The organism is Verrucomicrobiia bacterium (assembly GCA_035629175.1).
GTDB lineage: Bacteria > Verrucomicrobiota > Verrucomicrobiia > Limisphaerales > DASXHY01 > DASXHY01.
This window is the reverse complement of the sequence record DASPIL010000079.1, coordinates 1-18,898: the sequence shown is the minus strand read 5'-3', so window position 1 is coordinate 18,898 and position 18,898 is coordinate 1. Positions and strand designations below refer to the sequence as shown.

Genomic DNA, 18,898 nt, shown 5'->3' with positions numbered 1-18,898 from the left:
CCAAACATTTCCAATTTTTTAACTTCAACTGACTTTATGGCTGAAATCACTGCTGCAACAGTTGCAAAACTCCGCGAGATGACCAGCGCGGGGATGATGGATTGCAAAAAGGCGCTCACTGAAGCGAAGGGCGACCTGGATGCCGCCGTCGACATTTTGCGCAAGAAGGGCGCCGCAACCGCCGCAAACAAAGCGTCGCGCGAAGCAAAAGAGGGTATCATTGCACAACACATCGCCGCGGGCGGAAAGCTCGGCGTGCTGGTGGAAGTGAATTGCGAGACCGATTTTGTGGCGCGCAACGACACGTTCCGGGCATTTGGCGACGAACTCGCCCGCAAGATTGCGACCGATCCCAACGCGAACCTCGAAGCAGATCGGGAAGGCGCCGTGACCAAGATTGGCGAGAACATCCGCATCGCACGGCACGCGCGCATGGAAGTGGAAGGCAACGGTCTGGTTGCCGCCTACATCCATACGGGCGCCAAGGTCGGCGTGCTTGTTGAAGTCGGCGCGGGCAAGGAAAGCACCGTTGCAAATGAAGAGTTCAAGCAGTTGGTGAAAGACATCACCCTGCAGATTGCTGCGGGTCATCCTTTTGCTGTGTCACGCGAGCAGGTGCCCGCGGATGTCATCCAGAAGGAGCGGGACATTGCCGCGCAATCGGACCGCCTGAAGGGCAAGCCTGAGCAGGCGATGGAAAAGATCCTCGCGGGAATGCTCGACAAGTTTTTCCAGACTTACTGCCTGGTGGAGCAGGGATTCGTTAAGAAGAATTCCGAGATCAGCGTCAAGGAGCATGTCGCCACGGTTGCGAAGCAACTCGGCGATGACATCACGATCCGCCGTTTTGTGCGGTTCCAGGTCGGCGAAGCGGTCGGCTGATTGGCTCGCTGTTGTTTAAAATGGAAAACCCTCTTCCCGTTCGCGGGAAGAGGGTTTTGTTTAGAAGTCCAGTGCGTTACTCGATGGACAGCAACTCGACTTCAAAGACGAGAGTGCTGTTTGGTGGAATGGTCGGTGCGGGACTGTTGGCGCCGTAAGCGAGGTTGGGCGGAATCTCGAACTTGAACTTGTCGCCCACCTTCATCAATTGCACGCCTTCCGTCCATCCGGGTATCACTCGATTCAGCGGGAATCTGGCGGGCTCTCCTCGTTCAACGGAGCTGTCGAACACGTTCCCATTCAGCAGTGTTCCATGGTAGTGGACACGAACCTGGTCGGTTGCTTTGGGCGACTGTGTTCCCCCGCCGGATTTAAGGACCTGATACTTGAGCCCGCTGGCTGTCGTTTTCCATTCGCCGGTCACTGCGTTCGCGCTGTTCGTGGCGTCGTTTGACGGCGCGGCAGCATTCGTGGCCGAGGTCAATCCGGGCGTTGTTCCGGGTTCAGTAGCATCCGGAGCCGGGCCGCCGCATCCGGCGAGCACGCCTGCGGCAACAATGAGGGAGCACGTTGAGTTCTTCATGATGTGTGCCGGGAGATTCCGACATGAGAGAGGAACGGTCAAGTCGCCGTAAATCGCATGTCGAAAACAAAATCGTCATTGAAGCTGCAACAATGCCCGGGATTCTGCGTGCGACGGATCAATCTGCAGAGCGCGGCGCGCAGCGGCAAAGGCTTCGTTCCGCTGTCCGATCTGCAGCAGGATGGTGGCGCGCGCGTAAGGAATTCGTGCCTGCGCGGGCTCGAGGCGTTCGGCATGGGCCAGGGATTCCAAACCGAGCACTGATTGACCCATGGCATGCTGCGCCAGTCCAAGGTTGTACCAACCCATGGCAAGACGCGGATCGAGCTTAACAGCGGCGCTCAATTCCCGAACGGCTCCTGATAGATCGCCGATTTCATTGTGCGCGAGGCCGAGTTCGTATCGGTAGTTCGCATCGCTCGGCGCCAGCCGGCAGGCCGCCTGGAGTTGCTCGACGGCTTCGTGGGGCCTTCCAAGCTGGCTGAGCAGAATGGCGAGTTGCTGGCGGATCGCGGGGGATCGCTGGTCCCATTGCACAGCTTTTTGGAAGTGGCTAACGGCTGTTTGCAAGTCTCCGCGCGCGATGAAGTAGTTCCCGAGTTGCATTTGGCCCAGCGGCTGGTCGGCGCCCACCTCAAGGGAAGCCCGCAGTTCCTGATCCGCTCGAGAGCCGGGTTTGCGCTCGGCCCGCAAGCTCCAGGCTGCTGCCACACGAACATTGCGCTGCGAATCCTTCAGAGCCTGGCGCAATGCGGTGACCACTTCGGCATTGCGTGCGTGTACTGCAGGTTCAAGTGCGCGGGCAGCGCTGGCGCGCACCAGTGCGTTGGTGTGCTGCAACAACGATTTCAGAGTGGCGCTGACATTGCCGTCCCCAGCCCAGGGTTCCAGCAGTCCAGCAATCACAGCCTGCCAATACGGCAGCGGTTCTTTCGGAAGCCACGCGAGGAGTTGTGGCGCGGCTTGGGGATCGAGTTGTTGCGCCTGTGCGATCAAGCGCGCGCGCCGACGCGTGGGACGGTTCAGTCGCTCGCCGTACCAATCACTGGAGTGGTGGATGGCCCATTCCACATCCTTGTCCTGATGACATCGGGTGCAGGCATTCGGAATGCCCAGCTCTCGCGTCAAAAGCGGATCGGGAATGGTGAAACCGTGATCGTGGCGGCGATGGCGCTGCATGTAGGTGGTCTGCGGCATGTGGCAGTTGACGCACTCACCGCCCTTTTCCTTGATCGTGGCGGGGTCATACGCCGCGAGATTGAAGTTGGTCATCGCACCTTCTGTCGAATAACCAAAGACCTTGTGGCGGCTATGGGAAACCGGGTCAATTTTCGGAGCGTCGCTGCGGCTTCCATCGTGACATCGAATGCACAGGAAGTTTCCTGGGAGAATCGTTTTGGCTGTGTGCGGATTGTGGCAGTCGATACACGTCACCCCTTTTGCATGCATGCGGCTGCCGAGGAACGACCCAAACTCAAAGTCTTCGTCGCGCACCTGGCCATCGGCGTAATACGTTTCCGACGCATCCACGAGCGCCGGTGAATAATGGTCGAGGAACGCTTCTCCCGCCTTGAACTGGCCCGTTAAATCACTGCGACGGGAGTGGCACGAGCCGCAGTAATCCTGGGTTTGGACGCGGGTCAATTTTGAAAGCGATGGATCAGGACGGCCGCTCTTCCCGAATTGTTTCTGCCAATCGTTATGGGGCTGCATCGAACCATGACACGATTCGCATCCCACGCCATTTTCAAGAAAGCGAGTGTGATAGGAATCCGAGGCGGCACTGTAGTTTCGTTGCAGGCCGGTGTTGTGGCAGGAGGCGCACATCGAATTCCAGTTCAGGCCGCGGCCAGTCCAATGGCCCCATTCGCCTGGCTGGCGATCTTCGTTCCCAAAGACATTGAACCAGTTGTTGGAATGCGGGTCATAGGCGGCTTCCATCGCCTGAAGCCGGCCTCCTGGAAATTCCACGAGGAACTGCCGCAGAGGATCATGGCCAAGGACGCGGGCAACGGCATGAACCTCGGGTTTGCCGGAGAGGCCGATGGCTTCAATCCACGGGACGTTGTTTGACAGGAACACGCGTACGGATTGCGAACCGTGCTGGAATCGGCGTTCCGGCTCAAATGCGCGACTGTCGAGTTGTGGATCGATGGGACGTTCGGCCAGTTGGTGGTGGGAACCGTGCCATTGCTCGAATGTGTCCCGATGGCATTCGCGACAACTGGCGGACCCCGCGAATGCGAACGCAGGCTGCGAAGGATCAGTGGCTCGCTTTTCTTCGCGGTTGCAACCTGCAGCGGCGCAGCAGAGCAGGAGGGCAATGAAAAACTGCAGCGCATTTTGAAAACCATTACGGCGAATGGGCCGGCTCGGGCATTCGCCCATCCAGGATTTCAGGTTTGTGCCGAGTACGTTTTCCAACGCAACCATTGAAGGCGATCCATCTGGATGTGGAAAGGCAGAAGGTGAAAGCATGCCATCCCAACACGGCAAAAAAAAACCGGCTGGAGCTAACTCCAGCCGGCCGAGGTAAACAAACGGCAAATCTTACAGGCCCTTGCTCAGCATGAGCTTGATCAGGTCGCCAACGCGGCAGCTATAGCCCCATTCGTTGTCGTACCAGCTCACCAGCTTGAAGAAGTTCTTGTTCAGTTCGATGCCGGAGCCGGCGTCGAAGATGGATGACAGTTCGCAGTGAATGAAATCCGAGCTGACAACTTCGTCCTGCGTGTAGCCCAGGATACCCTTCATGTAGGTCTCGCTGGCTTTCTTCATCGCAGCGCAGATTTCAGCGTAGCTCGTTTCCTTGACGGTTTTGACAGTGAGATCCACGACCGACACGGTCGGAACGGGAACGCGGAACGCCATGCCCGTGAGCTTGCCTTTGACTTCGGGCAGCACGAGACCGACGGCCTTGGCCGCGCCTGTGCTCGAAGGGATAAGGTTCTGGGCAGCAGTGCGTCCGCCTTTCCAATCCTTCTTGCTGGGACCGTCCACCGTTTTCTGGGTGGCCGTGTAGGCGTGCACGGTTGTCATCAAGCCTTCCGCGATGCCAAAGCCTTCCTTCAGGAGGACATGGACAACGGGGGCGAGGCAGTTCGTTGTGCAGGATGCGTTGGAAACGATATGATGCTTGGAGGCATCGTATTTGTCCTGGTTGACGCCCATCACGACCGTGAGGCAATCACCCTTGGCTGGAGCTGAGATGATGACCTTCTTTGCGCCGGCGGTGATATGCCCCTGGGCTTTTTCCACGTCGGTGAAAAGGCCTGTGGATTCGATCACGAGATCGACACCCAATGCTTTCCACGGAAGTTCGGCGGGAGTCTTGGCGCTGACAACCTTGATTTCCTTCCCGTTCACGACCAGGACGTCGTCCTCCGCCTTGTCAGGTGCGGATTTCTTCGACCCCACTTCGCCTTTGAAGCGTCCCTGAATGGAATCGTATTTAACGAGGTAAGCCAGATTGTCCGCGGGTACGATGTCACCAACGGCGACGACTTCGATGTCCTTGCCGACCATTCCTTGTTCAACCAGCGCCCGGAAAACCAGGCGTCCAATGCGGCCGAACCCGTTAATAGCTACTTTTACTGCCATAATGCTTGTTCAAATATGTTTGCCGAAATTTGACGGCGGATAATACCGCCGGCTCTGAACCGGTCAATGAAGAAACATTACTTCAACTTCCGCAAAGTTCTGGCTTCATTTTGAAAAAAGCTTCTCTTTTTTTGGAAGACGCCTTTCGGAAGGTTTTCCCTTACTTCTGATTTTGCCTCGGGTCATACTTTGCGCGCTATGCGGATTTCCGTGTCCCTGCTGGTCATCTGGGTGGCTTGCGCCGTGGCGAGGGCAGACTCGTTGGGTGTTTTGCCCGTTACTTCGGCGGAGCAGTTCCTTCGTTTATCCACGGGCGAGGCGCGCCACGCATTGCATCTGAATCTGGATGGTGTCGTGAGACTCTGGGACGCGCAACGGAGTCTGCTCGTGCTGCAGGACGACACGGGATCTCTGGCGATTCACATAACGGGTGACGTGCCGCGTGTGAGTTCGGGAACGCGGGTTCGCGTGCGGGCGGATTCCGCTGCGGTTTACGCGCCTGCGCAGCCCGCCTTTCCGTTGCAGCCTTCGGGCCGCGGCCAGCTGCCCTCGTTTGAAGAGCAAAACGACTTCAACTCGCATTTTCTGACCCGTGTCCGCGGTTTGCTCATCGCACCGGAGACGGGTGATTACACGTTCTGGATTGCCAGCCGTGGGTGCTCGGAATTGTGGCTCAGTTCCGACGCGTCCGCGGCGAACAGTCGGTGCATCGCTTCCGTGTCACCAGGCAACGCAACACGGCCGCGGCAATGGAATAAATATCCGTCGCAGTGTTCCGGGCCCATCACGCTTCGCGGCGGGGAAAGGTATTATGTCGAAACCCTTCGTGAGGAAGGAACGGGAACAGACAATCTGGCGGTGGCGTGGCAGGGGCCGAACATCGAGTTGTCGGTTATTCCTGCATCCGCATTCGTCCCGGCGACTGCCAATGCATTGAACGGGGTGCAATCCCTCTCAGGCTTAGTGTGGGAATATTGGACGAATTTTTTCGCGGGCGATGTGGCTTCCATTTCCCAGCGGCACCCGAGCCTTGGTGAAGTGGCGGCGGTCAATCCTGCGATTGAAATTCTGGATCCCCGAATTAACCCGCAAGCGCTTCGTTTCACGTTGAGCGAGGGTTCGTTGCCCAATGCGAATTTTCAATTCGTGGAAGCGGAAGGAACTGTGCGCTTCATTGGAACTGCGGGCGGCCAGCTTGTTGTAGAGTTGGAAAATGACGATGCGGCGCTCGAGATTCATGTGCTCGATTGGGCAAGCGGAGAGATCCCCCGTTGGGACGGCATGCGCATGCGAGCCAAGGGGGTGCTGGAGTGTTCGCAGACTTCGGCCGGGTTGCATCCGTATCGATTAAGCGTTGCGTCCACCAACGATGTTTCAGTTCTCGACCAACGCGCGGGATCGTTTGGTCCCTTGATCGCGGTAGCAGATCTTCAGGTTCCCGCGCCGGGGCTGGGATGGAGTAAACGCGTATCTGTTCGAGGAGTGGTCGAAGCCAGGCTCGGCGAAGCTGTAGCCGTCCAGGGATTCGATGCCTTTGTCGCTGAAATTTCAGGTGACGGGAGCAACTGGATCCAGGTCGGAAACGTGGTGGAAATTCCGATGGAGAAAACCGTGCAGGCGGGTCTGATGGTTACCTCGTTTGAAGCCGGCCAGATTCACTCCGCGCGATTCGATCACATTTCAGGCCTTTCGGGAGGCTCAATCGGAATTGATATTTCCAATCCACAAACGAGCGGCGGCATGCAGACGACCAACAACGTTCGAACGGTGCACGGAAGCGGCATCGGAATAGGATCCGTGTGGGACCAGTTCTTTTTTGTGACGGAGGCAATGGAGGGCGACGAGGTGTTGACGGCGCGCATTGCGGAAACGGCCCACCCGAACGCCCGGGCGAGTGCGGGCTTGATGATGCGCAAATCCCTGGAAAACAACGCACCATTTGCAGCGATCAGCCTGACAGCCGCCAACACCGCTGTGTTTCAGTTTCGACGCGATCGCAGCGGGCGCAGCGAAATGGCAAGCGTCCAGAACGTCTCGCCGCCCTGCTGGTTGCGACTCCAGCGGAAGCATGCGTCGGTGGTCGTCCTGCCAAAGCGGGAGGGATCGTGGGAACCGGGTGACATGGTGGAAGTCAGCGGATTTTTGGAATGGCGGGATGGCACTCCGATGCTGCGGGACGCGAGCTTGATCGGGATTTCTCGAACCGGCAGCCAACGCAAATTCGGGGCCCCGCCTCAACCGAATCAGCGGGCGGCACTGCGCATTGCCGATATTGTTCTGGGAAAGGAACGCGCCGACCGGGATTCGCTGTTCGGGTTCATAGAAGGGACAGTGACGTATTGCGACACATCGCCGGGAAGTCTCCTGGTGACTGTTCAGGATGAGACGGCGGGAATGTTTGTCAGGATGACGCCACGCCTGTCCCGCCAGGGTTTGGCCCCCGGAGATCGTGTGCGGATGAGCGGGCGCCGGGTGAATGACAAATGGCCAGTGCCGTTTGAGCCCGAAACCATTGCACTGTTGGGGCATGGGCGATTACCACGGCCGGTCACGTATGGGGCGGCACGTTCGTTGCCGAACGACGGCGAAGGTCACTGGCTTGAAGTCGAAGGTGTGGTGCGTGCCGTGGATCGCTTGCAGCTGGTTCTTGCGATCAAGGATGGATTGGTGAGGGTTCGAACGCCGGAAGCCGGAAGGTTTTCATCGCTGGTCGATGCTCGCGTCAGGGTCCGCGGAGTTGCTGTGCGTGAGGGTGAAGAACTGGCGTTGCTGATGCCCTCGCCGCGCTTTCTGAACACGGTGGAAACGCCGCCAGTCGACCCGTTTCTGCTGCCGAGGATCAGCCTGGCCGAAGCGCGGAGTTTTGGAGCGAACAGCGACGCGCGGTGGATCAAGGTGTTGGGAACGGTGACGTTTGCTCGGTCGAACCTGTTGTTTCTCGAGCAAGCGGGAAATGCGGGCCGCGTTGTGCCTCTTCAAGCAGACGCTGCCCTGAAACCTGGCGATCAGGTTGAGGTGGTTGGATTTCCGCAGGCAAGCCATGACGTTCCAGTCACGGTGAACGGGGCGGCGGTGCGGAGAGTCGGGCGGGCGGCGCCGCCGCTGCCTTTGAGCGCTGATTTGGCGCGAGAGATCCCCGCGACCTTGAACGGCCGCCTGATCAACAGCCGGGCAACACTGCTCGAGCAGCGGGTCCAAAGCGGGTTTGCATGGTGTGATCTGCAGGCGGGGGATCGTATTTTCAAGGCGGTCTGTCCCGTTGACCGGCCGCTCGCCCGCATGGAGCCAGGCAGTGTTGTTGAAGCGATTGGAGTGCTCTGGCGTCCCGAAATTTCCAATCCTGCCGATGCGCCGATCCTTTCTTCGTGGCAGCTGTTGCTCCGGTCGCCGGCGGATCTCAAGGTCATTCGCAATCCACCGTGGTGGACATGGAAGCATACGGCAGCGATTGCCGCTGGATTTGTGGTCGTGCTCGGCGCAGCGATGGTGTGGATTCGAGAACTTCAGCGCCGCGTGGTTGAGCGCACGAAGGATTTGCAGGTGGCCATGCGCAAGCTGGAAAAAGAAACGCAGGCTTCCGCAACCCTGGCCGAACGCGATCGGCTGGCCGGGGAGATCCACGACGGGCTCGAGCAGGGATTGAGCGGGATCATGATGCAGTTGGACGGCGTTGAATCCGCGTTGCAGCGCAATCCAGCAAATGTCCGCCACTACCTGGAGCTTGCACGCAATATGGTTCGGTTCAGCCGCGCGGAGGTGCGCCACAGCCTGTGGAACCTGCAATCTCCAGTTCTTGAGAACTCCGACCTTCCTACGGCATTGCGCGAGATTGCCCGGCAGATGGTGCCTTCGAATGGAGCGAAGGTGATCGTTGAAATATTAGGAGAACCGATGCCGTTGCCCACTTCGGTTGAACATCATCTCCTGCGGGTTTGCCAGGAAGCTTTGAACAACGCCTTGAAACATGCTGACGCCGCCATCGTGCGCGTGACTCTCGAGTACGGGTTGGGAAGCGTCAGCGTGAGCGTGATGGATGACGGAAAAGGGTTTCTGCCGGACGCCGCGCTGGTTGCATCGGGCGGTCATCTGGGCCTGAGGAATCTGAAAAGCCGCGCACGGAAAATCGGCGGCGAACTTCATGTCATCAGCCGCCCTCGTGAAGGCACGGTTGTTCGCGTCACGGTTCCGGGGCTGTAATCCGGAACTTCACGGCAGACAGACTTCAGAGGCATCAACGAATTCTCGCTTCCGCGGTCCGGTTCGGATATGCAGCTGCACGATGAACCTGAAGCTTCATGCGCCGATTCGTGTGATGTTGGTGGAGGACCACATCCTGATTCGCATGGGCCTGCAAACGGCGGCACAGATTGAACCGGATATTCAGGTTGTTGCTGAAGTGGAGGACGGCGAAAGCGCTGTTGAGGCATACCGCAATCATCGGCCCGACGTGGTTCTGATGGACTTGCGGCTTCCTGGAATCGATGGCATCCAGACGACGGTCGCGCTGAAGAAGGAGTTTGCCGAGGCGGTGGTTCTCGTCCTCAGCACCTACGGCACCGACGAGGAAATTCAGCGCGCGGTGCAGGGGGGCGCTGCGGGATACTTGTTGAAGGACATGCCGTTGAACATCCTGGTTGAAGCGGTCCGTTCCGTGCACCAGGGCAAGCCCTATTTCCCGCCCGAGATTTCGTCCCGGCTGGCGCAGTCGTTCCGAAACCACGCATTGACCGAACGGGAAATACACGTGCTTCAGATGATCGCGAACGGCCGCAGCAACAAGGAAATTGGACAGGCGCTCGGCATTGTGGAGGGAACGGTCAAGGCGCACGTCACCAACATCTTCAACAAGCTGCATGCAGCCGACCGCACGCAGGCTGTGACGACGGCGCTCAAGCGGGGGCTGATTCAATTGAGGTAAAGGCTATGACGAAAGTCATAGGCCGCGGCTTGACCTTCGTCCAACTAGGCAAACTCCTGTTCATCCGCTAGTTTCGGCCACCTTCAACCCTATGATGAAAATCACAACCCTACTTCGTTTGGGTCTGTTCGCTTCCATTGCACCGATGCTTTCCGCACAAGCTGACACGGTGGTTTGGTTTGGAACCGGGCCGGATTCCAATTGGTCAACGGGCAGCAATTGGACAAACAGCACGGCAGGCGTGTTCGGCACGGCGCCGGGCGCGACAGATGACACGTTCTTCTTCGACGCCACGGCCGCAAATCCAACCGTCGATGACATGTTTGGCGGAACGATCGCTTCACTGCGCTTCGGCAGTACCAACAACGATTACGTGACGTCGATCCCAGCAGGCACGACGTTGAACGTCACAGGAGCCGGAGGTCTGGCCGTCGGCACAATCGTGGATCCTGCCGTGGCACTGGTTCGCAGTTCCACGTTTGTCGGATCGGGCGCGCTCAACCTGAACCATCCCGCGGCGCGGCTGACGTTGAATCAAGGAACCGCATCGTTGAACGGCTCGCACGCCATCCTCAATCTCCAGGGTCTCGATACCTTTATCGCGAACATCAATTCCATCGGCATCGGCACGGTGAGTTTCCCCAATGCCGTTGCCCAGCGTAACTCGGGTACGTTGTATCTGGCGCGAACCAATGTCATTGCCCTGAGCTACACCCAGCCGCTTTCGGTTTACATGACGGTTGCCGCCGCGACCAATGCGATTGAGATGGTGCAGGTGGGAGCAGGGAACAATGCGGGCACGCGCAGCTTTCTTTATCTTGGCCAGACCAACGCCTTCTTCGTGGACAGCATGGGCTTCGGGCGGTCCAAAGCCTCGGCAAACTCGGCAGCAGTCATGAGTTTCGATCCCGGAGTCGTCGGTGCCTCTCCCATTGCTGTGTTTCGTGGTGTTGGTGGCAGTTCGAGCAGGGTAACCTGGTGGGGCATCGGCGATATGAGCGCGTTCGCTTCATCGGCGCAACACGCTGTGGGAACCAATGATTTCACCGGCGGATACGTGGATGCACTGGTCGATGTGATGAGCCTGGGACGCGATTGCTCTGGAAGCCACACTGCATCGGGAGGAAATCCTCCGCGCATCAACACGGGCGTGCTGACGTTTGATAACGGCAGGATCGATGTCAACAACCTGTTCCTTGGCAATCAGGCGCTCGGCCCAAGCACGAGCGTCACCCCAAACATGGGAATCATGAACGTGAATGGCAGCGGCGCCGAACTCGTGGTCAACAACACATTGACTCTCGCGTCCACGATTCAGTCCACGACCGCTGCGCAGGCGACCACTGGAATCCTGAACATCAATGCCGGCACTGTGCGGGCGAACATGATAACCGTGGGCGCGGCGAGCTTGAATCAGGTGATTAACGTTGTTGAGGGCGGTACCCTTGCCGTTTCAAACACACTGGGTGCCAGCAAGCCGCTGCGCACGTTGATGATGAGTGATTCGAGCATTGAGCTCCACCTGACAGGGGCGGGGAACATTGCATCCGTGACGAACCTGGTCACTGGCGGAGGTGGCAACACGATCAACATCGGCAGCTCGATTCTGTTCTCGTCGTATCCCGCGCAAGTTGCGTTGTTCAAATACACAACCTTGTCGAACATGACGGCCGGCCTTGGTCATCACAACTTCGCGCTTGGAGCGCTTCCTGCCAGCCTCGCGGGTGCGACGCTGTCCAACAACACCTTCAATTCCTCGATTGATCTGTACATTCCGAACGATCCGCGGCCCACAATTTCCGAAGACCCCTCCAGTTTCAGCGGACCTCCGGGTTCACTGGCGCAGTTCAGTGTGGCAGCGGCTGGCATCCAGCCCCTAGCTTATCAATGGCGCCGTAACGACGTCGATCTTTCCGATGTCGGCGGCATCTCTGGATCGGCAACAGACACATTGACCATCAACAGCGCACAGGTCGCCAACAGCGGCGACTACACCGTGGTGATCACGAACGTTTACGGTGCGATCACAAGTTCGGTTGCCACGCTTACCATCAGCGCCGGCAATGTGGCTCCCGTGATTACAGGGCCGAATAATCTTGCGGTTCTACAAGGCCAGGATGCGACGTTCACGGCTTCGGTTTCGGGTGTTCCCAGTCCCGCCATTCAGTGGCGGAAAAATGGCGTCGACATTCCAGGAGCTCACAACAGCTCGTACACTGTTGAGAATGCCCAGTATCCGGCGGACCAGACCACATATTCGATTGTTGCGACGAACGTGGCGGGGGCTGTCACGAACAGCGCAACGCTCACCGTCCTCGTGCCGCCCGTGATCACGGAGGAACCAGTCAACGTGACCGCACCGCAGGGAACGCCGGCATCGTTCCATGTCGTTGCGACGGGCAATCCGCCGCCAACGTACCAATGGGTCAAAAATAGCGGTACGCTTTCGGGGGCGACGAACGCCACATTGTCGTTTGCCAGCGTTCAACCCTCCGATGCGGGAACGTATGCGGTCCTCGTCAATAACGATGGCGGATCCGATACCAGTGTGACTGTCAGCCTGACCGTTACTTCAACCAATCTCGCCGCGATTCAATTCACGCCTGCCGGCGGCTCGGGCAATGTCTGCTACGACACGCCGCTCTACATCCGATTCAACAAGACGCCCGTCCTTGGAACTGGAACGCTGCGCATCTACAACGCCGACGACGCTTTGGTGGACACCATCGATCTCGGCCTCAATGACAACAACGGCGGCCAGTTGCGCGTGATCGCAGGCGGCAGCTACAACACGTATCCCGTGATCATCCGCAGCAACATTGCCGCAATCTTCCCGCATCTGGGAATGCTTGCCAGCAACACGACGTATTACGTGCTGATGGATGCGGGCTTCTTCAAGGACTCAGGCGGCGCGAGCGAGGCTGGCATCAGCGACCCCAACACGTGGCGCTTCACGACCAAGACGGCGGGACCCGATGCCGCATCTGTCAACGATGTTGTCGTTGCGTCGGATGGCAGCGGTGACTTTGTGACCGTTCAGGGAGCCATTGACTGGGTGCCAGCGGGAAATACCACTCCGCGCCATGTCCTCATTCGCAAGGGTACTTACGAAGAGATCAACCGTGTTCCGGCGGGGAAGGACAACCTGACGTTCAGTGGCGAAGGTTACCAGGAGAGCGTTTTGGTATATGCGAACAACAACACGTTCCAGGGGGCGAACGCTGGCACATCGACGCGCGTGATGTTCTTTGCGGGCGGCAGTGGTCTTGTCTTTCGCAATCTCGTGTTCACGAACAGCACGCCCCAAGGCGGTTCGCAGGCAGAAGCCGTTCGGGCGCAGGGATCCCGGATCATCCTCGACAACTGCAAGCTCGCAAGTTTCCAGGACACGCTGTTGATCAACACAGGGAACTCGAGTGCGGCGTTCGTGAACAAGGGGTTGATTCAAGGCGATGTTGATTTCATCTGGGGCTCGGGAATCGGTTATTTCTACAAGACCGAAATCCGCGCGATGCAGCGCGCGGGCAACGCGCAGGGCGTCACCACGCAGGCACGGACGCCAGCGGGCGTGTATGGGCTGATCTTTGTGGAATGTGCCCTCACCCGTTCCTCACCCGCGGTGAATAGCTGGAGCCTCGGCCGTGACGCGAATACATCCGGACCTGACGGCAATGTGGCTTACCTGAAGTGCCTCATGGATTCGCATATCATTCCCGCGGGCTGGACCGACGGCGGGCTGGCTGACAAGAGCACGCTGCGCTTTTGGGAGTATCAAACGCGCGATATCACGGGGACCACGTTGCTGGACGTCTCGGCAAGGGTTCCCTGGTCGCGCCAGCTCAGCGAGGCTGAATATCTGACCGTGAGCAATCCAACCAATGTATTCGCATCGATTGGATGGGAACCTGTTCTGGCGCCGTATATCGCGGGACAGCCTGAACCGAGGGACGCAATTGTCGGGCAAACCGTGACGCTTCGCGCCGCGGTCGGCGGAATCCCAGAGCCTTCGTATCAGTGGTATCGTGGCGCAATGGCGGTTCCTGGAGGAACAAACGAAACGCTCGTCATTCCCAATGCGCAGATGACAGATTCGGGGCTGTATTCATTGCGGGTGACGAACAGTCTTGGATATGCGATCTCCGACGCGGCCAGTGTCAGTGTTGGAACTGGAGTGTCACCGATGATCAGCAACATGACGCGGCTGAGCGATGGGAATGTAGCGTTCTCATTCAGTGGCGCGGCAGGCCAGCCTTATCGTTTGTGGGCGAGCTCGGACCTGCTTGCAACACCCGTTGCAAACACCTGGACATTATTGAGCAGCGGCGCCTTTGATGGATCAGCTGTTCCCTACACAGACAGCATCGCGACGAACCATCCGCAGCGGTTCTATATCATCACGGTGCCTTGATTTGACGGGGTATGTTCCAACGCCGCGCTCTGAAAGGGCGCGGCGTTTTTTTGCGTTAGTTAGGAGCACGGCGTTCATGCCGCTGGAATACGCGAACTCAATACTCTTAGTCCGGTGCAGCAATTCTCGCATGCGTGACGTTGAAGCGTTTGAAGTCCGCGCCGGGTGCGGCGCGGCAGGTTCCAAAGCATGCAATTTTCCGCGGCAGCGCAAGCCGGATACGGGCAAAAAAAAGCGGCGGTCAAGGACCGCCGCTCAGAAAGAATTTTAGATTATTGTCCCGAGTTCGTTCCCGCAGGCGTGTTTGCAGGAGCGGTGTTCAGCGGCAGGATGCCAATGTTCGTGCTCGGGGCTGCACCCGCAACTGGCGTTCCCGGGGCGGGTGATTGAGCCGCTGCCGGCTGTGCGGAGTCGGGCGAAGCGGCAGGCACTGCCTGGGCTTGCCGTTCCAGCATGCGGCGGAACTGGGAATTTGGACGATGAGCGTAATGGTTCTGCATCACGGCCAGCAACAGGGTCAGGACAAAGAATCCGCCCGCGACGTACTTCGTGGCTTTTGTCAGAAAGTTGCCTGATCCCGCGCCGAACAGGGCATCCGTTGCGGCACCGCCAAATGCCAGGCCCGCGCCCGCCTCTTTCTTTGGCAGCTGCATCAGGACCAGCAGGATCAGAACGAAACAATCCAGCAGCAACAGCAGCGTCACCAGGCCAATGACAAAAACAAACATACGTTAGATCGAGTTTTTAATGATATCCGCGAAGCTGCGGGCTTCCAGGGCAGCCCCGCCAACCAGCGCGCCGTCCACGTCCGGCTGGCTCATCAGCTCGCGCGCATTGGAAGGCTTAACGCTGCCACCATATTGGATGCGCACCTTCTTGGCAACGCTGTCGTCGAACATTTTGGACAGGATTCCCCGGATAAAAGCATGGGCGTCCTGCGCCTGTTGGGTCGTTGCTGTCTTGCCGGTCCCGATGGCCCAAACGGGTTCATAGGCAACGATGGTTTCCGCCATCTGTTCCTTGCTCAAGCCGGCGAGGCTGCCCCGCACCTGGGTGTCGAGCACCTGTTCCATCTGCCCGCCTTCGCGTTCAGCGAGGGTTTCGCCCACGCAAACGATCGGCTTCAGGGACGCCGCATGGACAGCGGCCGCTTTCTTCGCGATCAGCGCGTCAGGTTCCTTTTGATATTGGCGGCGTTCGCTATGGCCGAGGATCACATAACGCACTGAGAATTCCTTAAGCATGACGGCGGCAATTTCGCCCGTGTAGGCGCCGACGTTGTTCTCGCTCATATTCTGGGCGCCCAGGCGGATGTTGGAATCGAGAATCGCCTTCGAAACTTCTCCCAGCGCCGTATAGGGAGGACAGACCACGATATCCACTTCCTTTACGCCTGAGAGTTCGATCTTCAATCCGCGCACGAGGTCCAGCGCCTCGGCGACGGTTTTGTTCATCTTCCAGTTTCCGGCAATGATCAGTTTTCGTTCTTTGTTCATGTGTCAAAATGCGTAGGGGCTCGCCTCGTTATTTGTCGCTCAGCGCGGCGACTCCGGGCAATTCGGAGCCTTCGAGGAATTCCAGGCTGGCGCCGCCGCCCGTGCTCATGAAGGTCACCTTGCTGCCGAGGCCTGCCTTGTTCAGCGCCTTCACGCTGTCGCCACCGCCAATGATGCTCTTGGCGCCTTTTTGCGTGGCTTCAGCGACTGCCTGGGCAACGGCATTGGTTCCTGCTGCGAAACGCTTGTCTTCGAAAATACCCATCGGTCCGTTCCAAAGGATCGTTTTTGCGCTGAGAAGGACGTCAGCGAACTTCTTGGCTGTCGCTGGTCCGATATCCACGCCTTCCTCGTTGTCCGGAATGTTCTCCTCGGAATTGGTGCGCGGGTTGTTGAGATCAATGATCGGCTTGCCCTTCTTGTTGAGCTTGTCGGTCTTGACGGGCGTGGCGACGACGTTGTCGATCGGCAGCAGGAATTGCACACCGCGTTGCTTTGCCTTTTCGAGCGCTGAGAGGGCGACGTCTGTTTTTTCAGGTTCGACCAGTGATTGCCCGACTTTGTAACCCTGCGCGAGCTTGAAGGTGTAAGCCATTGCGCCGCCGATCAGGATGGTGTCGGCCTTTTCAAGGAGGCGGTCGATTACCTTGATTTTGTCGGACACTTTGGCGCCGCCGAGAATGACCACGAACGGTTTTGCGGGCGACTCCAGTTCGTCGCCGAGGAACTTCAACTCGCGTTCCATCAGCAACCCGGCGGCGCACTTGCCACCGCGTTTGGACACGATGCGCGCAACGCCTTCCGTGGATGCGTGGGCCCGGTGCGCCGCGCCGAATGCGTCGTTCACATAAACATCAGCAACCTTCGCCAGCTTCTCGGCGAACGCAGGATCGTTCTTCTCCTCCTCGTTGTAGTAGCGGACGTTCTCGAGCAGGACGATGTCGCCATCCTTCATGATGCCGACGGTTTTCTCGACTTTTTCTCCGATGCAATCGTCGACAAACGCGACTGGCCGCGCGAGCATTTCGGCAAGGCGGGCGGCGACTGGGCGGAGCGACATGGTGGCTTCGCGCTGGCCCTTGGGGCGGCCGAGGTGGGCGGTCAGGATTAATTTGCCACCCTGCTCGATCAGCGCTTTCAGGGTCGGAAGAGTTTCCTTGATCCGGGTGTCATCGGTGATGACCATCTGGCCATCTTTTTCCTCAAGCGGCACGTTGTAATCGACGCGCAGGAAAACGCGTTTGCCACGAACATTCAGGTCTCGAATTGTCAGCTTTGCCATAAATCAGTCTCCATGAGCCGCGCGGTCTTGGCCGGGGCGAATTCCACTATCCGGTGTTTCCCGGGAAACGAGAGCGGGGAGAATATCCGACTCGCCAAGTGAGTCAAAACGATTCAGGGCCGGCTGGATTGCGGTAAATTGCGAAAGTGTTCGCCGATTTTGGCAGCGCACCTGTAATCCGAATCACGACAGCGCGCTGCCTCCTGCGCAACCTTCCGCCAAAATGGTTGTCGGATTCCCATTTCGGCGGCTCTTTCTCGCGCCTGGAGTAAGCCAGATCGGAGGCTCGGCCACGCCCCTCCATTTGAATGAACCATTGCGCTTCGATGCGGAAAGGGGACTGAAGCAGGCAGCCACGAACATGGTGGCGAACCTTGATGAACAACCGGGTTTGTTCAAGGAGCGGCTGCGGGACTCGCCGGAACAAGTCAAGTAGGTGGCGAAGCCCGGCTACAAGGGAGCTGCTGGAGGCCGACGTTGGCTTTACCGCGCGGGTATCCTGTTGGTCTTCGCCAAGCTCGCGTTCGAGGACGCTTCTCGACAATTCGTCTTTGTCACGGACCGCGATCTTTCTCTGGTGCAGGTCCCGGTGTGCCATGCTGCAGGCGCCGCCATTGCGTTCATGGCCCAGTGGAACGCAGCCAGACGCGGATCGTCACGAATTGGCGACTGCCCGTTGGCCACGGAGCCACGACCCGAGCTTTCACCGTTTCAGTGAGCCCGTTTCCGTCGTCGACGACCTCGATCTCTTCAATGTGTTCGGAACCGAAATTCCAGTTCACCAAATCGCTGGATGTCCGCACTTCGTATCCCACGTCTGTCGGTTCGAGGCGCCGCTGGTAAGTGAGCGTGATGTGCTGGCGCGAAGTCGCCGGGTTCAGCTCCAGCGTCGTGATCATCGGCGAATCCGTCTCGACGGATTTGGGCTCCATGTTGAACGCGTATTCCACAAAGTTGAACCGGCCGTCGGTGTCGAAATCCGCGGCCTCGCCGCTCAACGATGGGTCGGTCAGCTCTTCAAGCGTGAACCGCGCGATGTTCCACATTCCATAAGGAGAGTCGTGGATTGTCACGGTCGCCTCCCCGCCAATGACCGTGTAGGCAACGTTCGTCACGATCGTAAATGTGAGCGTCTCGTCGCCTTCGGTGCGATGATCCAGGAATGGAGTTACGGGAAGCGTCAACGTTTCCACACCCGCCGGCAGGACAACGATGTTTGAGAAGGGTATCTGAACAAAGTCGATCGCGTTGCTCGCCGTCCCAGTCATTGTGACCTGCATCGTGAGATCGAAGTTGAGATCCCCGATCCGTTGAAAGGTGAACTCGCCCGTGTCCGGACCAAGCTCTGCGGCATCGCCATCCGACGCATACACCTGCACCGAGGTGGGTTCCACGACGGTGACCGGAAGATCCTGATAGACCTTGACCTGTCCGTCATCAGCGATGATCCGGAAGACATACTCGCCCGATTGTGTGAACTCGATCACGTTGGTCAGCGCCCCTGGATCGGGCAGGGAGATCTCTGCCGGTCCCGCGATCTGTGTCCACGCCGTGATGAGCGCGCCGGGAGGATTAGGGCGATCGTCATCTTCAATGATTGCGCCGAGTTCCATTGGAGTGATGACTTGCACGACGATGTTGGTGGGCACAAAAATCAGAGCCCCGAAATTGGTGGCGGTGAACCCCGCTGCCTCGACGGGAGTCAAGGCCCGCGGGAAAACGCGGACGT

General features: G+C 58.5%; 11 protein-coding genes and 1 pseudogene. 5 read left to right on the top strand and 7 right to left on the bottom strand.

The features are described from left to right. The first annotated feature begins 36 nt into the window (after positions 1-36). Positions 37-882 carry a translation elongation factor Ts gene (gene tsf, locus VEH04_14440; GenBank protein HYG23978.1) on the top strand — a complete coding sequence of 282 codons (846 nt, stop codon included), beginning with the start codon at positions 37-39 and terminating at the stop codon, positions 880-882. Positions 883-958: 76 nt separating this feature from the next. On the opposite strand, the pseudogene VEH04_14435 reads toward tsf, so the two are convergent. The 3 genes and pseudogenes from VEH04_14435 to gap all read right to left on the bottom strand — a co-directional run bounded on the left by VEH04_14435 (position 959) and on the right by gap (position 5,065). Continuing rightward, a pseudogene (locus VEH04_14435) lies at positions 959-1,291 on the bottom strand (FKBP-type peptidyl-prolyl cis-trans isomerase). A 249-nt stretch (positions 1,292-1,540) separates the two neighbouring features. After that, complete coding sequence (locus VEH04_14430) at positions 1,541-3,898, bottom strand: tetratricopeptide repeat protein (GenBank protein HYG23977.1); 2,358 nt, start codon at positions 3,896-3,898, stop codon at positions 1,541-1,543. A gap of 117 nt (positions 3,899-4,015) precedes the next feature. Further along, positions 4,016-5,065 (bottom strand): type I glyceraldehyde-3-phosphate dehydrogenase, encoded by a 1,050-nt coding sequence (gene gap, locus VEH04_14425; GenBank protein HYG23976.1) that lies wholly within the window; start codon positions 5,063-5,065, stop codon positions 4,016-4,018. A 198-nt stretch (positions 5,066-5,263) separates the two neighbouring features. On the opposite strand from gap, the gene VEH04_14420 reads away from it, so the two are divergent. The 3 genes from VEH04_14420 (at position 5,264) to VEH04_14410 (ending at position 14,391) form a co-directional block, all read left to right on the top strand. Then, complete coding sequence (locus VEH04_14420; GenBank protein ID HYG23975.1) at positions 5,264-9,262, top strand: histidine kinase; 3,999 nt, start codon at positions 5,264-5,266, stop codon at positions 9,260-9,262. 82 nt (positions 9,263-9,344) lie between these two features. After that, positions 9,345-9,983 carry a response regulator transcription factor gene (locus tag VEH04_14415; protein HYG23974.1) on the top strand — a complete coding sequence of 213 codons (639 nt, stop codon included), beginning with the start codon at positions 9,345-9,347 and terminating at the stop codon, positions 9,981-9,983. 91 nt (positions 9,984-10,074) lie between these two features. Beyond that, on the top strand, positions 10,075-14,391 hold the full coding sequence (locus tag VEH04_14410) for a pectinesterase family protein (protein ID HYG23973.1): 4,317 nt from the start codon (positions 10,075-10,077) through the stop codon (positions 14,389-14,391). A 272-nt stretch (positions 14,392-14,663) separates the two neighbouring features. Here VEH04_14410 and secG read toward each other — a convergent pair whose 3' ends face one another. The 3 genes from secG to VEH04_14395 are packed head-to-tail and all read right to left on the bottom strand — an operon-like array spanning position 14,664 to position 17,169. Continuing rightward, positions 14,664-15,119 carry a preprotein translocase subunit SecG gene (secG, locus tag VEH04_14405; GenBank protein ID HYG23972.1) on the bottom strand — a complete coding sequence of 152 codons (456 nt, stop codon included), beginning with the start codon at positions 15,117-15,119 and terminating at the stop codon, positions 14,664-14,666. Between the two features lie 3 nt (positions 15,120-15,122). After that, on the bottom strand, positions 15,123-15,887 hold the full coding sequence (gene tpiA / locus VEH04_14400; GenBank protein ID HYG23971.1) for a triose-phosphate isomerase: 765 nt from the start codon (positions 15,885-15,887) through the stop codon (positions 15,123-15,125). 28 nt (positions 15,888-15,915) lie between these two features. Then, positions 15,916-17,169, bottom strand: coding sequence for a phosphoglycerate kinase (locus VEH04_14395; GenBank protein HYG23970.1), 1,254 nt, complete (start codon positions 17,167-17,169; stop codon positions 15,916-15,918). A 223-nt stretch (positions 17,170-17,392) separates the two neighbouring features. Between VEH04_14395 and VEH04_14390 the strand changes: the two genes are divergently transcribed. Continuing rightward, complete coding sequence (locus tag VEH04_14390) at positions 17,393-17,605, top strand: hypothetical protein (protein HYG23969.1); 213 nt, start codon at positions 17,393-17,395, stop codon at positions 17,603-17,605. 184 nt (positions 17,606-17,789) lie between these two features. On the opposite strand, the gene VEH04_14385 is transcribed toward VEH04_14390, so the two are convergent. Further along, the coding region (locus VEH04_14385) for a hypothetical protein (GenBank protein HYG23968.1) at positions 17,790-18,898 on the bottom strand (1,109 nt) is incomplete at its 5' end.

What these genes read in the sequence shown, in the direction of transcription:
- VEH04_14430 (HYG23977.1), bottom strand. Translation starts at nt 3,898, where the DNA reads ATGGTTGCGTTGGAAAACGTACTCGGCACAAACCTGAAATCCTGGATG.
- tsf (HYG23978.1), top strand. Translation starts at nt 37, where the DNA reads ATGGCTGAAATCACTGCTGCAACAGTTGCAAAACTCCGCGAGATGACC.
- gap (HYG23976.1), bottom strand. Translation starts at nt 5,065, where the DNA reads ATGGCAGTAAAAGTAGCTATTAACGGGTTCGGCCGCATTGGACGCCTG.
- tpiA (HYG23971.1), bottom strand. Translation starts at nt 15,887, where the DNA reads ATGAACAAAGAACGAAAACTGATCATTGCCGGAAACTGGAAGATGAAC.
- VEH04_14420 (HYG23975.1), top strand. Translation starts at nt 5,264, where the DNA reads ATGCGGATTTCCGTGTCCCTGCTGGTCATCTGGGTGGCTTGCGCCGTG.
- secG (HYG23972.1), bottom strand. Translation starts at nt 15,119, where the DNA reads ATGTTTGTTTTTGTCATTGGCCTGGTGACGCTGCTGTTGCTGCTGGAT.
- VEH04_14410 (HYG23973.1), top strand. Translation starts at nt 10,075, where the DNA reads ATGATGAAAATCACAACCCTACTTCGTTTGGGTCTGTTCGCTTCCATT.
- VEH04_14390 (HYG23969.1), top strand. Translation starts at nt 17,393, where the DNA reads ATGGTTGTCGGATTCCCATTTCGGCGGCTCTTTCTCGCGCCTGGAGTA.
- VEH04_14395 (HYG23970.1), bottom strand. Translation starts at nt 17,169, where the DNA reads ATGGCAAAGCTGACAATTCGAGACCTGAATGTTCGTGGCAAACGCGTT.
- VEH04_14415 (HYG23974.1), top strand. Translation starts at nt 9,345, where the DNA reads ATGAACCTGAAGCTTCATGCGCCGATTCGTGTGATGTTGGTGGAGGAC.